Here is a 14,417-nt window from a genome sequence, read left to right on the forward strand (position 1 = left end):
CAATCACGCCAGTGTAGCGGGCAGGCGGGTAAAACACCGGTCCGTCAGGATCGCCAGCATACGGCTATGGGAGCTAACGACATGCGCATTCTTCTGGTTTTGCTGTTTGCGCTGCCCGGCTGGGCGCATTCGGCGACCATCTTCAAATGCGTGGGCGGCGACGGCCATGTCACCTTCTCCGACCGGCCCTGCGGCGTTCAGGGCGAGGAGACCCGTCTTTTCGAGCCCAAGGCGACCAACGAGCTGCCGTCGGCCCAGGAGATCGAGCAGTTGCTCGGTCCCGCGTCGCAGTCAGTGTACGAAGTGCGAGGGCCGAACATTTCCGATGCTCCCGCACCCAGTGGCGATCTGATGCCTGACAACGAGCCGCCTCCGGGCATCACCTATGGCGACCCCAGTGGCATGCGGCGCAATCCGGCGGGCCTGTAACAGGGTCAGTGTCCGGGTTGTTTGGCCTCTGTCGGCGTGTCGCCGAGCATCTCGTCGTGTTCTTCCATCTTCCAGGGCAGGCTTCCCGGTGAGATGTGCAGGAAGTGCAGGTACGTCTCGAACTGATCGAGAATGTCACCAATGATTTCCTGCTGGTCGTAACCGTAGATATCGTATGACTGCCCGCCGCGCCGCAGGAACACCTCGGCCCGGTAGTAGTGCTCGTCGCCTTCGGGGCTTTCCGGATGCGCGAATGCCGGCATCGCGTAGCTCATCAGGCGGATTTCATAGATGAAATCCAGCTGATCCTCCCTGATCACCTCCAGATACAGCCGTGAATGTGGCTCGTCGACGTGCACCTGAGCCGGCCAGCCTTGCTCTTGCAGCCCACGTTGCACACGGCGCATCGCTTTGAGAACCGTGGTGGACATGAACGTCTCCACCGGTTCGCGAGCCGGGAAGTTGACCAGCCCGACCAGCCGCTTTTTCCACAGCCCTGGCGCAGCATTGCTGGTGGTGCGGCTACCCTGCATGTGGTTTTGCAAATTCAACTGATGGCCTTCGATGATCAGCGCGCGCCACATCCCCAACGCGGTCAGCATCATCAGGATGCAGAACGGCAGCCCCGCCGCGATGGCCATGGTCTGCAGCGCGCTGAGCCCGCCGGCCAGCAGCAGGGTCGAGGCGACGACGCCTGCGGTGGTCGCCCAGAAGACGCGCTGCCAGGTGGGGGTGTGGCTTGCCCCTCCGGCGGCGATCGAATCGATCACCAGCGAGCCGGAGTCCGAGGATGTGACGAAGAAGGTGACGATCAGCAGCACCGCCAGCATCGAGGCGAGCGAGGTCAGCGGCAGGTGCTCGAACAGCTTGAACAGCGCGATGGCGTGGTCGGCCTGAACGTCGTTGATCAGGCTGGTGTAGCCCTCGACCATGATCAGGTGCAGGGCGGTATCGCCAAACACCGAGAACCAGAAGAAGGTGAACAGCGTGGGGACGATCATGACGCCGAAGACGAACTGGCGAATGGTGCGGCCGCGGCTGATCTTGGCGATGAACAGCCCGACGAAGGGCGACCAGGAAATCGTCCAGCCGAAGATGAACAGCGTCCAGTTGCCGATCCAGTCGCTGCGGCTGTAGGCCTGCAGGTTGAAGGTCCGCTCGATGATGTTGTTCAGGTAGCTGCCGGTGTTCTGCAGGAAGGCTTCGAGGATGAAGATCGTTGGACCCACCGCCAGCACGAACAACATCAGGATCGTGGCCAGTACGATGTTGAGCAGCGACAGATTCTTCACGCCCTTGTCCAGACCCGCAACGACCGAGCAGATCGCCATGCCGGTGATGATCGCAATGGCGATGACCTGCACGGTGATGCTCACCGGAATGTCCCACAGATAATTGATCCCGGCGTTGATCTGGGTGACGGAGAGACCCAGTGTCGTGGCGATGCCGAACAGCGTGCCGAGGATGACCAGAACGTCGACGACATGACCGATCGGGCCATGGATGCGCTCGCCGATCAGTGGATAGAGCGCCGAGCGCAGCGACAGCGGCAAGCCGTGTCGGAACGAGAAATAGGCCAGCGCCAGTCCGACGATCCCAAAGATGCCCCAGATATGGAAACCCCAGTGGAAGAAGGCGATCTGCATCGCCTGCTTGGCCGCATCCACGGTTTCCGGCGCGCCGGCCGGCGGCGTCGAATAGTGCAGCACCGGCTCGGCTACGCCGAAGAACAGCAGCGCAATGCCATAGCCTGCCGAGAACAGCATGGCGAACCAGGCCGGGAAGCTGTACTGCGGCTCCGAGTGATCCGGCCCAAGCTTGATATTGCCCCACTTGGTCATGGCGATGCCGACGATGAACATCAGAAAGAACGCCACCGACAGCATGTAGAACCAGCCGAAGGTCCGGGTGATGTAGGCCAGCACCGAGTCGAAAAGCTCACCGGCCAGTTCCGGATTGCTGATGGTGCCGATGACCAGCAGAAAGGTGATGACGACGGAGGGGATGAAGACGGGGAAGAGGATGACGGCTCGGGGTGGTTTCTTGTTCGTGTCCATGGGGCGTCCGGTTTTCTTGTCGGAGATCGGCAACGGCTACGCGACAGGCTCCGAGATAAAAATGCAGCGTGTGCAAGGGTAGACGGCCAATAGCCTGCAAATACTCACCGGTATTTTCGAGGCTCTTGATGTGGCGGGGCGCCGGAGGGCTCGATTGCCGAGCTCGGTCTGATGGCGGGTGTTTAGTCCAGCTGAAAAGCTGGCGCCGCGAATATGCGGGCAACAAAAAACCGGCTCTAGGCCGGTTTCTGTTTCGAGTGGCTTGCACCACTCGAAGAATCAATGGTGCCCAGGGACGGAATCGAACCGCCGACACGGGGATTTTCAATCCCCTGCTCTACCAACTGAGCTACCTGGGCAACGGGGCGCCATTAAACGGATTTGGCTTTGGCCTGTCAAGCGAGGTCAGGAAAATATTTAGCCACGGCGGGCGCTTAGGTGTTCGTGCAGCGGTTCGCCAGTGCCGCTGGTTGCGGCACATTCCGAGGCGAAATTCACTCGCTGGGCGGCACGTAGCCTTCGGCCTGGGCGTAGTCTTCGCCAGACAGGAACTTGTCCATTTCTTCCTGCAGGAACTTGCGGTCCTCGGCGTTCATCATGTTCAGGCGACGCTCGTTGATCAGCATGGTCTGGTGCTTCTGCCAGTCTTCCCAGGCCTTCTTCGAGACGTTGTTGTAGATGTCCTCGCCTTTGGCGCCGGGGTAAGGCGGCCGGTCCAGGCCCGGGAGCGCTTCCTTGTATTTACGGCAGTTCACGGTGCGGGTCATGACGTCTCTCCTGCATTCAGTTCGGTTGCGGCGCGCTTGAGCAGCTTCTTCACCGGGGCGGCGAGGCCGAGGCGCTGCGGGGCGGCGAGGTTATACCAGAGCCAGTCCGCTTCGGTCACGGCGGGTGCGGCGCCGCGCACCTGCACCAGCCAGGGTTCGATGGCGAGCTGGAAGTGGCTGAAGGTATGGGTCAGCTCCGGCAGCGGTCGGCGTTCGCCGAGGTCCAGGGTATGGCGCTGGGCGAGCGGGTCCAGTGCGTTCAGGTCGTCCAGTTCGGGCAGGCTCCAGAGTCCGCCCCAGAGCCCGCTGGCGGGTCTGCGGTAGAGCAGAATCTCGCCGTCCGCGTTGGCCAACAGTGGCATCAGGGTGCGCTTTTGCGGCAGTGCCTTGCGCGGTTTGGGCGCCGGGTAATCGGTCTCGCGACCCAGCAGGTGGGCCTGGCAGCCGCTACGCAGCGGGCACAGCAAGCAGCTCGGGCGGCTGCGGGTGCACAGCGTCGCGCCCAGATCCATCATCGCCTGGGTGTAGTGATTGACGCGCTGGTGCGGTGTCATCCGCTCGGCCGTCAGCCACAGCTCGCGCGCCACCTTCGGTTCGCCGGGATAGCCGCTCTGGGCACTGAAACGTGCCAGTACGCGCTTGACGTTGCCGTCGAGGATCGCCGCGCGCAGTCCCATGCTCAAGCTGGTGATGGCGCCTGCAGTGGAGCGGCCGATGCCGGGCAGTTCGGCCAGTTGCTCGACGTCGCGCGGGAATTCGCCGCCGTGCTCGGCGACGATCAGTTTGGCGGTCTTGTGCAGGTTGCGGGCGCGGCTGTAGTAGCCGAGGCCGGTCCACAGGTGCAGCACTTCGTCTTCATCGGCTTCGGCCAAGGCCTGTACCGTGGGCAGGGCGTCCATGAATCGGTCGAAGTAGCCGAGCACGGTGCTGACCTGGGTCTGCTGCAGCATGATTTCCGAGACCCACACTCGATAGGGCGTGATCCCGATCTGCCAGGGCAGATCCTTGCGGCCGTGGCGGTCGTACCAGTTTAGGACCGCCTCGCCGAACTGTTCGGGGGTCATCGGTTGAACAGGCCTCTGAGTGCATCCTTCAGGTCTGGCGAGACCTTGTCGCCGAGCTTCTCTTCGATCTTTTCGTTGAGCTTGTCGCCGGCGAGCTTGGCCGCGACCTTGCCCAGGGCATCCTGATCGAGGCGGCAGGCCTTGGCGCCGATTTCCAGCGGGCCGCGGCAACGCAGCGGCCACTCGATACCGGCGTAGCGCTGGTTGACCTCGCAGGCCGGGTCTGGCATCTCGCCCTTGTCGCCTTCGATGAGGATGCCGATGCGGTAGTCCAGGCCCAGCACGCGCAGGTCCAGATCGCCGTTGCCGTTGACTGTCATTCCCGGGATGCTCGCCTTCAGGTCCGGGTTGGTCGCCACGCCGTTGCGTAGCACCAGGTTGCCTCGCAGCGCGCGGAACGGGGTGTCCTGGCTGCGCGGTTCGCTGGAGAGGCTCTTGCGATTGAGGGTGGCGATGGCTCGGCACAGCTGCTGTTCGAGGTTGGCGTCGACCAGCACGCCGTTGTTCACGGTAAAGCCAAGCGTGCCGTTGAGCCCGTCGATCCAGGCCCGCTCGCTGTTGCCCTGGGTGCGCAGGTCGGCGTTGAGGTCGAGCAGGCCGCGAACCGTCGGCTTCTGGCCCTGACTTTCCAGCAGGCGCTCGACCGGCACCCGGCTGATGCGCTTGGTGACTGTCAGCGCGGGGATCTGTGGGCGCACGTCCACGGTCGCGTTGGCTTCGAGGCGACCATTGTAGAGGTTGCCGCGCATTTCCTCGAGGGTGATCAGGCCGCCGAGGCTGTTGACCTTGAGACTGAACGCTTCGAGAGGCAGCTTCTTCACCACGAGGCTGTCGACGACCAGGTTGATGCGGCTGTCGAGCTTGCGCAGCGTGGCAATGGGCAGCACATCGGCTTCGCTCCAGGCGTGCTGGGTAGGCTTATCCGGCAGTGGGGTGGTGCCGTTGCCGACCGCAGCCGCTTCGGTGCTGCGCACCTGATCCTGTCGTGCGGCACTGGCGGCCTTGCTCTGCTCGTTGTCCGGCGGCAGGTAGCGGTCTAGATTGAGGCGGTCGCCCTTGAGCGTGACACGCAGGGCCTGGGTGCTGAAGTTGGCGATGCCGAGCTGGCCGGTGAAGGTGCTGTCGTCGAGCTTCAGGGTGGCGTCTTCGAGCATCAGGCTGTTGGCGGTGCCGCTGAGACGAGTGACCAGTTCGGCTTTTTCAAGGGTCTTGCCATCGGCCATGGGCGGCAACTGCTGGCCGACTCCGTCGAGAAACTCGCGCAGGTTGAACTGGGCGATGGACAGCGCACCGGCGATCTTCGGTTCGCTTTCGAGCTCGCGCACCTTGAGTTCGCCCAGGCCGCGCAACTGGTTGGCGGAGAATTTCAGGCTGTTCCATTCGGCGATCTGCGCGGCACGGTCGACCAGCAACTGGCCCTGGGCGCTGAATGCGAGGGTCTTGCCGTTCAGCGGCTCGCCGGAGGCTTCGCCGGACAGGCGCAGGTCTTCGAGGGAGTAGCGCAGCAGTTGATTGTCGAAGCGCAGGTTGCCCTGCAGTTCGGTGCGCGCACGCATAACCGGCTGGTTGCTGCCGAAGAAGGCGCTGAGTTTCAGGGGAATGGTCGCGCCTTCGCGGATGGCGCCGGTGCTCAGCTCGATGCTTTCGGCGCTAAGCTGCTGGCCGCTGCGTGCGTCATGGTAGGTGACGCGTGCATCGCTGATGGCCAGGCTGTCGATATCGAGCTTGAGCGGTTTGCGGCGAGCCGGCTCGGCCTCGGCAGGCTCCGGCTGTTCGGTCTGGGGCTCGGCGGGAGAGGTGTCGGCGCGCGCCTGGCCCGCCGGCTGGCCAACGCCTTCCCAATTGCCATGGCCGTTCTCGTCGCGCACCAGGGTCAGGTTCAGGCCGTTGACCGTGATGTCGCTCATCTGCACTTCGCGGCGCAGCAACGGCATCACACGCACCGAGAGACCGAGCATGCGCAGATCGGCGAAAGGCTGCTCCGGCGTCTGGACACTGGCCAGGGTGGTCTCGTGCAGTTCCAGGCCCAGCCAGGGGAACAGGCTCCAGCCAATGTCGCCGTTGATGGTCAGCTCCAGCCCGGCCCGCTCGCGTGCCAGCTGCTGGATCTCGTCCTTGTAGTCGTTGGGATCGAACAGGTGAGTCAGCGCGAAGCCCAGTGCCACCAGTATCAGTAGCAATCCGAGAATGACCAGACCCAGGATCTTGCCCAGCGCTTTCATGGAGAGTCCCTTTGTGAGGTGTGGCAAAAGTGGCGAGTATAACGCCGACCCGTGACGGCGGTAGGCGCGGCTGGTTTGGAACGCCTGGCCAAGTACCGGTTCCGCTGCTGCGGCTAGAGCTGCAGGGGCTGCAGCGGCAGATGCACGCGCGCGGCCAGCGCCTGGGCTTCCAAGTGATCGGTCGGCGCGCCCAGGCGCAGGGTCTTGCCGGCTTCGCTGCTCAGGCGTTCGGCCTCATCGAGCAGGCGCCTGCCGACGCCGCGGCGGCGGGTGACCCGCCGCACGCACAGGTGCGACAGTTGCCAGGTCTGCTCGCCGGGTTGCAGCAAGGCCGCGCCCAGCAGTCGGTCGTTGAAGCGCCCGGCGATCAGACGACCACTGGCCAGGCCTGCCTCGATGAGTGCTTCGGCACTGGCGTAGGGGAGGAGCAGCCAGGCCGGTGCGTCGGCGTAAATTTTTGCCAGGTCGATGCGATCCTGGGCTGAGGGAGTGCCGACGGCTTCGACGAGTACAGGCATGACAGGCTCCGGAACGGGGTTGCCAGTGTACCCCAGCCCATGCACGGCGGTAGCCGGGGGAGGCGGCGCACGCCTATAATGGCAGCCTTTTTCCCGATCGCTTTTGTGGAGCAGGTGATGGCCGAACGTACGGCATTCGTCGAGCGCAACACCCTGGAAACCCAGATCAAGGCCTCGATCAATCTGGATGGTACCGGCAAGGCGCGTTTCGCCATTGGTGTGCCCTTCCTGGAGCACATGCTCGACCAGATCGCCCGCCACGGGCTGATCGATCTGGACATCGAGTGCAAGGGCGACCTGGAAATCGACGACCACCACACCGTCGAGGACGTGGGTATCACCCTCGGCCAGGCGTTCGCCAAGGCCGTCGGTGACAAGAAGGGCATCGTCCGCTACGGCCACTCCTACGTACCGCTCGACGAGGCGCTGTCCCGCGTCGTGATCGACTTCTCCGGTCGCCCGGGCCTGCACATGAACGTGCCCTATACCCGCGCGGTGGTTGGCCGCTTCGATGTCGACCTGTTCCAGGAGTTCTTCCAGGGCTTCGTCAATCACGCCCTTGTCACGCTGCACATCGACAACCTGCGTGGCATCAATACCCATCACCAGATCGAGACGGTGTTCAAGGCGTTCGGCCGTGCGCTGCGCATGGCGGTGACGCTCGACGAGCGCATGGCCGGGCAGATGCCGTCGACCAAGGGATGCCTGTAAATGCAGACGGTAGCCGTCATTGACTACGGCATGGGCAACCTGCACTCGGTGGCCAAGGCGCTCGAGCACGTCGGTGCCGGCCGCGTGCAGGTCACCAGCGATGCGCGGGTGATTCGCGAGGCCGACCGGGTGGTGTTTCCCGGCGTCGGTGCGATCCGTGACTGCATGGCCGAGATCCGCCGCCTGGGCTTCGATGAGCTGGTGCGCGAGGTCAGCGTCGACCGTCCGTTCCTCGGCATCTGCGTCGGCATGCAGGCGCTGATGGAGCGCAGCGAAGAGAATGGCGGCGTCGATTGCATCGGCCTGTTCCCCGGCCAGGTGCGCTTCTTCGGCAAGGATCTGGAAGAAGATGGCGAGGCGCTGAAGGTCCCCCACATGGGTTGGAACGAGGTCAAGCAGGCCGTCGACCATCCGCTGTGGCACAGCATTCCCGATAATGGGCGCTTCTATTTCGTCCACAGCTATTACATCGACGCCGGCAACCCGCGCCAGGTCGTTGGCCGCGGCCACTACGGCAAGGATTTCGCCGCCGCGCTGGCCGACGGTTCGCGCTTTGCCGTGCAGTTCCACCCCGAGAAGAGCCACACCCACGGTCTGCAGCTGCTGCAGAACTTTGCCGCCTGGGACGGGCGCTGGTAGCTCATGGAAGCTGGACGCGCATGAGTCGCGCACGCCACAAGCCGCCGATCCTGACCCTCGACCAGGCACAGGAGCAAGCGGCGGTACAGGCGATTCAGGCATTTCTGCAGGAGCGTTTCGAACTCGATGTCGGCTCGTTCGAAGCGCTCGAACTGCTCGAGATGCTTGGCCGCGAGGTGGCTCCGCACTTTTACAACAAGGCGATCTTCGACGTGCAGACGCACCTGAAAGACAGGTTCGAAAGCATCGAAAGCGATCTTTGGGCGCTCGAGAAGAGCTGACCCCTAACTCGACAGAGCAGGTTCATATGCTGATCATCCCCGCAATCGATCTTAAAGACGGTGCCTGCGTGCGCCTGCGTCAGGGCCGTATGGACGATTCGACGGTATTTTCCGACGATCCCGTGAGCATGGCGGCCAAGTGGGTCGAAGCCGGCTGCCGCCGCCTGCACCTGGTCGACCTCAACGGCGCCTTCGAGGGCCAGCCGGTCAATGGTGAAGTGGTCACGGCGATCGCCAGGCGCTTCCCGCAGTTGCCGATCCAGATCGGCGGCGGCATCCGCTCGCTCGAGACCATCGAGCATTACGTCAAGGCCGGCGTGAGCTACGTGATCATCGGCACCAAGGCGGTGAAGGAGCCGGAGTTCGTCGCCGAGGCCTGCCGCGCCTTCCCCGGCCGGGTGATCGTCGGACTGGATGCCAAAGACGGCTTCGTCGCTACCGACGGCTGGGCCGAGGTCAGCGGGCTGCAGGTGGTGGATCTGGCCAAGCGTTTCGAAGCCGATGGCGTCTCGGCGATCGTCTACACCGACATCGCCCGCGACGGCATGATGCAGGGCTGCAACGTCCCGGCCACCGCGGCGCTGGCCAATGCCACGCGCATTCCGGTGATCGCTTCGGGCGGCATCCACAACATCGGCGACATCCAGGCGCTGCTCGACGCCGGTGCGCCGGGGATCGTCGGGGCGATCACCGGGCGCGCCATCTACGAAGGTACGCTGGACGTCGCCGAAGCGCAGGCGATCTGCGACCTGAAGTACAAAGTCGAATAAGCAGCTCGAGGCAGGAGCCGCTGCATGCTCCTGGCTCAGTTGCGGCTTCCAGCTCTTTGCGGAGAAAAGCATGGCCCTCGCCAAACGCATCATCCCCTGCCTCGACGTGGACAACGGTCGTGTGGTCAAGGGCGTCAAGTTCGAGAACATCCGCGACGCCGGCGATCCGGTGGAGATCGCCCGCCGCTACGACGAGCAGGGCGCCGACGAGATCACCTTCCTGGACATCACCGCCAGCGTCGATAACCGTGACACCACCCTGCACACCGTCGAGCGCATGGCCAGCCAGGTCTTCATCCCGCTCACCGTGGGCGGCGGCGTGCGCAGCGTGCAGGACATCCGCAACCTGCTCAACGCGGGCGCCGACAAAGTCTCGATCAACACCGCCGCGGTATTCAATCCGGAGTTCGTCGGCGAAGCGGCGCAGCGCTTCGGCTCGCAGTGCATCGTCGTGGCCATCGATGCCAAGAAGGTGTCCGCCGAAGGCGAGACGCCGCGCTGGGAAATCTTCACCCATGGCGGGCGTAAGCCCACCGGGCTCGATGCGGTGGGCTGGGCGCAGAAGATGGAAGCCCTCGGCGCCGGCGAGATCCTGCTGACCAGCATGGATCAGGACGGCATGAAGAACGGCTTCGACCTCGGCGTGACCTGCGCCATCAGCGAGGCGGTTCGTATCCCCGTGATCGCGTCGGGCGGCGTCGGCAACCTTCAGCACCTGGCTGATGGCATTCTTCACGGCAAGGCCGATGCGGTGCTGGCCGCGAGCATCTTCCACTTCGGTGAATACACCGTCCCCGAGGCCAAGGCCTACCTGGCGAGCTGTGGCATCGTGATGCGCTGACGCCACGGCCGCTCCCCTTCCTGTTTACCGATGCAGCCGCGTTCACGCGCGGCGCAGGGAAGCTTTTTTCATCAAAAGGATGCGCCTGCTGTCTGGGCGCGCATTAAAGAGGAACCTGGCAATGCCCCGTCGTATGCTGATCGGCCTGATCGGCGCCCTGCTTTTCATCTCGGCCGCCCATGCCGAAATTCCCGCCAACTACAAGGTCGATCTGCTGACCGAGAACTTCCCGCCCTACAACATGGCGCCCAACGGGAAAAATTTCGCCCAGGGCGATGCCGTGTCCGGTATCGCGGCGGATATCGTGCGGGAGATGTTCCGGCGTGCCGGGGTGGACTACACCCTGACGCTGCGTTTCCCATGGGAGCGCCTTTATGCAACGGCGCTGGAAACGCCCGACTATGGCCTTTTCGTGATGGCGCGCCTGCCCGAACGTGAGGCGTCGTTCAAATGGGTAGGGCCGATCGGGCCGGATGATTGGGTGCTGTTGGCGCGAGGCGACAGTCGCATCAGCCTGAACTCCCTGGCACAGGCCAAGGCATTCAACGTGGGTGCCTACAAGGGCGACGCGATAGCTGAGCACCTGCTTAAGCAGGGGCTGGAACCGATGCTCGCGCTGCGCGATCAGGAAAACGCGACGAAGCTGGCTGCCGGGGAGATAGACCTCTGGGCGACAGGCGATCCGGCAGGACGCTATCTGGCGCGTCAGCAGCATGTCACCGGCTTCAAGACGGTGCTGAGTTTCAACCGGGCCGAACTGTTCTTGGCGCTCAATCGCGAAGTGCCGGATGCGGTGGTCGGGCAGCTACAAAAAGCACTGGACGAGATGCGAGCCGAGGGCTTCGTCGACGCTGTGAATCAGCGCTACCTCTGACGTTGACGCCTCATGCGCTTGCGCGTGAGGCGTTTCAGTTTTGCACGCCCTGCAATGGGGCGTGCACGCCGTGACCGCAAGCGAATGCACGGTATTGGAACCATCAGCCGGGCGCTGACAACTTCCATTCAAGATTCTCCATTACCCTATCCTCTCGCCTCGGCGTGCGGCGCCCTGGCACTATGCCACCTGCGCTGTACATGGCAGTCACACGTGTCTCCTGGTGTAAAACTTGCTTTCGCCAGACGACGACAACTGCCTGGCGCCAAGGCGTCGACATAACAAAGACAATTTAAGTGCTCTGCACATCGAAACTATGGGGTCCACCATGCTCAAGCGAATCCAGTCCATCTTGTTGCTGGCGCTCATCGCCACCGCCGCCAAGGCCGAGTTGCCGGACGGCTATCAGGTCATCGTCCTGACTGAAAATTTCCCGCCTTTCAACATGTCGGTCGACAACAAGAATTTCGCCCAGGAGGCGAACGTCACTGGCATCAATTCCGACATCGTGCGTGAGATGTTCAAGCGGGCGAAGATCGACTACAACATGACGCTGCGCTTCCCCTGGGACCGCATCTACAACCAGGTGCTGAGCCAGCCGAACCAGGGAATTTTCTCGACGACCTACACGCCGGCACGTGAGGAGCTGTTCAAGTGGGTCGGCCCCCTTTCGACGACCGGCTGGGTGCTGCTCGCCGCTCCCGGCAGCGATGTGCGTCTGACCTCCCTCGAGCAGGCCCGTCAATACCGCATCGGTGCCTACAAGAATGATGCGGTGAGCCAGCACCTCGAAGGCCTCGGGCTTGAGCCGGTCAATGCGCTGAAGGATCAGGACAACGTCGCCAAGTTGCTCAAGGGCGAGATCGACATGTGGGCGACCACCGATCCCGTCGGCCCCTACTGGGCCAAGCAGGAAGGCGTGGCCGGACTGGTCACCGCGCTGCGCTTCAACGATGCCGAACTGTTCCTGGCATTGAACAAGGACACACCGGACGAAGTCATCAAACGTCTGCAGAACGCGCTCAACCAGATGCGCGCAGACGGCACCATCGATGAGATCCGTCGCCGCTACCTGTAATACGCCTCAGCGGTAGATACCGCTCTTCCCATGCGCGGCCATCGCCCGATTGCCGCGCACGGCGATCATCTGCTCCACACCTATCCAGTCGATGCCGCGCGCCGCCAGCCGTGGCAGTTCGCGCTCGAGCACTTCGAGCGTGGCGGGATAGGGATGGCCGATCACCACTACCGAACCCTGCTTGTGCGCTAGCGCCACGGCCCTTTCGAGCTGTGCGGCGACTGCGTCGGCAGTGGGCTCGTTGTCCAGGAACACGTCGCGGGACAGGCTCGCCAGACCGACGCGCTGGGCGGTGGCGCCGGCGACCGTGGCGGCACTGGTGCGGCTGTCGACGAAAAACCGGTGGCGTCGCTGCAGCTCGCCCATCAGCCAGCTCATGGCTGCGGTATCGGCTGTCATGCGGCTGCCCATATGGTTGTTGACCCCATGGGCATGGGGCACGGCTTCGAACGCCGCATCGAGCCGCCGCTCCAATTCGTCGACGGGAAGCTCGGGATGCCAGGCATAGCGGCCGCCTGCAGGGTCCATCGGCAGATGCAGCATCACCGTCTTGCCGCTGCGGTGGGCCTCGTCGGCCAGCTGCGTCGCATGGGGCGTATCGGGAAGGATCGCCAGCGCGACGGGGCCAGGCAGGGCAAGGACCCGGCGATCACGATTCGGCGTCTGTCCGAGGTCGTCGATGATCAGCGTAAGGCGGGGATTCGCTGCGCTTGTCTGCTCGACGGCGCTGGTGTTCGGTTCCGACATGGTGAGCTGAGCGGCCAATGGACCACTCAGCAACGCCAATAGCAGCGGGGCGAGAAACCTCACCCGTTACTTTCCGCGGGTGAGGTTCAATCCCTTGAGCAGGTTGAGCGCCTGGCCAAGCTGGAAGTCGTCATCCTGCGGCCGCGGCGAATCGCTGACGACCTGGGTGCTGCTCGGGCGGTCCGGGCCGCCGTTGCCATTACCCAGGTGTCCCTGCAGGTCCGCTTCACGGAAGCTTTCACCAGCCTGTTCGCGCGTCAGTTTGGCGCGCTCGACCTGGATGTCCGGGACGATGCCCTGTGCCTGGATCGAGCGGCCGTTGGGCGTGTAGTACAGGGCCGTGGTCAATTTCAGGGCGCGGTCGTTATTGAGCGGCAATACGGTCTGTACCGAACCCTTGCCAAAGCTGTCGGTACCCATCAGCACGCCACGCTTGTGGTCCTGCAGTGCGCCGGCGACGATTTCCGAGGCCGAGGCGCTGCCGCCATTGATCAGCACCACCAGTGGTATGCCTTCGCTGGCGTCGGCCGGGTCGGCATTGAAGCGCAGTTCGGAATTGGCGATGCGGCCTTTGGTGTACACCACGAGACCGCTGGTGAGGAAGTGGTCGGCCACCTCGACCGCAGCCTGCAGCACGCCGCCGGGGTTGTTGCGCAGATCGAGCACCAGACCGTTGAGCTTGTTGCCCTGGTTGTCCTTTTTCAGGCTCGCCAGAGCCTTGCCCACTTCGTCGCCGGTATTCACCTGGAACTGGGTGATACGCAGGTAGCCGTAGCCTGGCTCGAGGATCTGGCTGCGCACGCTGCGCACCTTGATTACCGCGCGGGTGAGTTTGATGTCCCGTGGGCTGCCGCCGTCGCGCACGATGCTCAGCGTGATCGCGCTGCCCGGCTTGCCACGCATCTTCTCCACGGCTTCCATCATCGACAGGCCCTTGGTCGGCTGGCCGTCGATCTTGACGATCAGGTCGCCAGCCTCGATGCCTGCCTTGGAGGCCGGTGTGTCGTCGATGGGGGACACCACCTTGATGAAGCCGTCTTCGAGGCCGACTTCGATGCCCAGGCCGCCGAACTCGCCGCTGGTGCTCTCCTGCAATTCGGCGAAGGCTTCGGGCTCGAGATACGCCGAATGCGGGTCAAGGTTGCTGAGCATGCCCTTGATGGCGTTCTCCAGCAGCGTCTTGTCGTCCACAGGCTCGACATAGGCGGCCTTGATGCGGTCCAGCACCTCGGCAAAGGTGCGTAGCTCGTCCAGAGGCAGCGGCGATTTGTTGGTCGGCGCGTCGATGGCCGGTGGCGGTGCCAGGTCCGCTGGCGGCTGCTGTGCCCAGGCGTTGCCGTAGGCTCCCAGCGTAACGGCCAGGGCGAGCGTTGAAGGTCGGGCAAAGCGGCGCAGGTACAGCATGTCGAACTCCGAGGT

Annotated in this window: 15 protein-coding genes and 1 tRNA gene; 8 read left to right on the forward strand and 8 right to left on the reverse strand. The window is 63.7% G+C overall.

Annotated features, from left to right (window positions below; all coding sequences use genetic code 11):
- The first annotated feature begins 81 nt into the window (after positions 1-81).
- A complete protein-coding gene (locus G7026_RS06690; protein WP_181069980.1) occupies positions 82-429 on the forward strand; it encodes a DUF4124 domain-containing protein in 348 nt (115 codons plus the stop codon).
- A 5-nt stretch (positions 430-434) separates the two neighbouring features.
- On the opposite strand, the gene G7026_RS06695 is transcribed toward G7026_RS06690, so the two are convergent.
- The 6 genes from G7026_RS06695 to panM form a co-directional block, all read right to left on the reverse strand.
- Positions 435-2,486, reverse strand: coding sequence for a BCCT family transporter (locus G7026_RS06695; RefSeq protein WP_181069981.1), 2,052 nt, complete (start codon positions 2,484-2,486; stop codon positions 435-437).
- A 283-nt stretch (positions 2,487-2,769) separates the two neighbouring features.
- A tRNA-Phe gene (locus G7026_RS06700) sits at positions 2,770-2,845 on the reverse strand.
- Between the two features lie 135 nt (positions 2,846-2,980).
- Positions 2,981-3,253 (reverse strand): oxidative damage protection protein, encoded by a 273-nt coding sequence (locus G7026_RS06705; protein WP_181069982.1) that lies wholly within the window; start codon positions 3,251-3,253, stop codon positions 2,981-2,983.
- A complete protein-coding gene (gene mutY / locus G7026_RS06710) occupies positions 3,250-4,317 on the reverse strand; it encodes an A/G-specific adenine glycosylase (RefSeq protein WP_181069983.1) in 1,068 nt (355 codons plus the stop codon). The genes G7026_RS06705 and mutY overlap by 4 nt, the downstream gene beginning before the upstream one ends.
- On the reverse strand, positions 4,314-6,539 hold the full coding sequence (locus G7026_RS06715; protein WP_181069984.1) for an AsmA family protein: 2,226 nt from the start codon (positions 6,537-6,539) through the stop codon (positions 4,314-4,316). Before G7026_RS06715 ends, mutY begins: the two co-directional genes overlap by 4 nt.
- Positions 6,540-6,652: 113 nt before the next feature.
- On the reverse strand, positions 6,653-7,057 hold the full coding sequence (panM, locus tag G7026_RS06720; protein WP_181069985.1) for an aspartate 1-decarboxylase autocleavage activator PanM: 405 nt from the start codon (positions 7,055-7,057) through the stop codon (positions 6,653-6,655).
- A gap of 117 nt (positions 7,058-7,174) precedes the next feature.
- Between panM and hisB the strand changes: the two genes are divergently transcribed.
- The 7 genes from hisB (at position 7,175) to G7026_RS06755 (ending at position 12,251) form a co-directional block, all read left to right on the forward strand.
- Complete coding sequence (gene hisB / locus G7026_RS06725) at positions 7,175-7,768, forward strand: imidazoleglycerol-phosphate dehydratase HisB (RefSeq protein ID WP_181069986.1); 594 nt, start codon at positions 7,175-7,177, stop codon at positions 7,766-7,768.
- Positions 7,769-8,407, forward strand: coding sequence for an imidazole glycerol phosphate synthase subunit HisH (gene hisH / locus G7026_RS06730; protein ID WP_181069987.1), 639 nt, complete (start codon positions 7,769-7,771; stop codon positions 8,405-8,407).
- Positions 8,408-8,427: 20 nt separating this feature from the next.
- Positions 8,428-8,688 (forward strand): DUF2164 domain-containing protein, encoded by a 261-nt coding sequence (locus G7026_RS06735; RefSeq protein WP_181069988.1) that lies wholly within the window; start codon positions 8,428-8,430, stop codon positions 8,686-8,688.
- 26 nt (positions 8,689-8,714) lie between these two features.
- Positions 8,715-9,458, forward strand: coding sequence for a 1-(5-phosphoribosyl)-5-[(5-phosphoribosylamino)methylideneamino]imidazole-4-carboxamide isomerase (gene hisA / locus G7026_RS06740; protein ID WP_181069989.1), 744 nt, complete (start codon positions 8,715-8,717; stop codon positions 9,456-9,458).
- A gap of 70 nt (positions 9,459-9,528) precedes the next feature.
- On the forward strand, positions 9,529-10,299 hold the full coding sequence (hisF, locus tag G7026_RS06745; protein ID WP_181069990.1) for an imidazole glycerol phosphate synthase subunit HisF: 771 nt from the start codon (positions 9,529-9,531) through the stop codon (positions 10,297-10,299).
- Between the two features lie 121 nt (positions 10,300-10,420).
- Entirely contained in the window at positions 10,421-11,173 is a 753-nt protein-coding gene (locus tag G7026_RS06750; RefSeq protein WP_181069991.1) for a substrate-binding periplasmic protein, read from the forward strand.
- A 328-nt stretch (positions 11,174-11,501) separates the two neighbouring features.
- Positions 11,502-12,251: a substrate-binding periplasmic protein gene (locus G7026_RS06755; protein WP_181069992.1), complete on the forward strand. Its 750-nt coding sequence runs from the start codon at positions 11,502-11,504 to the stop codon at positions 12,249-12,251.
- A 6-nt stretch (positions 12,252-12,257) separates the two neighbouring features.
- Here the strand turns inward: G7026_RS06755 and G7026_RS06760 are convergent, their stop codons facing one another.
- Both G7026_RS06760 and G7026_RS06765 read right to left on the reverse strand, forming a co-directional pair.
- Positions 12,258-13,061 carry a divergent polysaccharide deacetylase family protein gene (locus G7026_RS06760; RefSeq protein WP_308811764.1) on the reverse strand — a complete coding sequence of 268 codons (804 nt, stop codon included), beginning with the start codon at positions 13,059-13,061 and terminating at the stop codon, positions 12,258-12,260.
- A gap of 3 nt (positions 13,062-13,064) precedes the next feature.
- Positions 13,065-14,402, reverse strand: coding sequence for a S41 family peptidase (locus tag G7026_RS06765; RefSeq protein ID WP_181069993.1), 1,338 nt, complete (start codon positions 14,400-14,402; stop codon positions 13,065-13,067).
- Positions 14,403-14,417 lie beyond the last annotated feature (15 nt).

The organism is Stutzerimonas azotifigens (genome assembly GCF_013522725.1).
GTDB classification, from domain to species: domain Bacteria; phylum Pseudomonadota; class Gammaproteobacteria; order Pseudomonadales; family Pseudomonadaceae; genus Stutzerimonas; species Stutzerimonas azotifigens_A.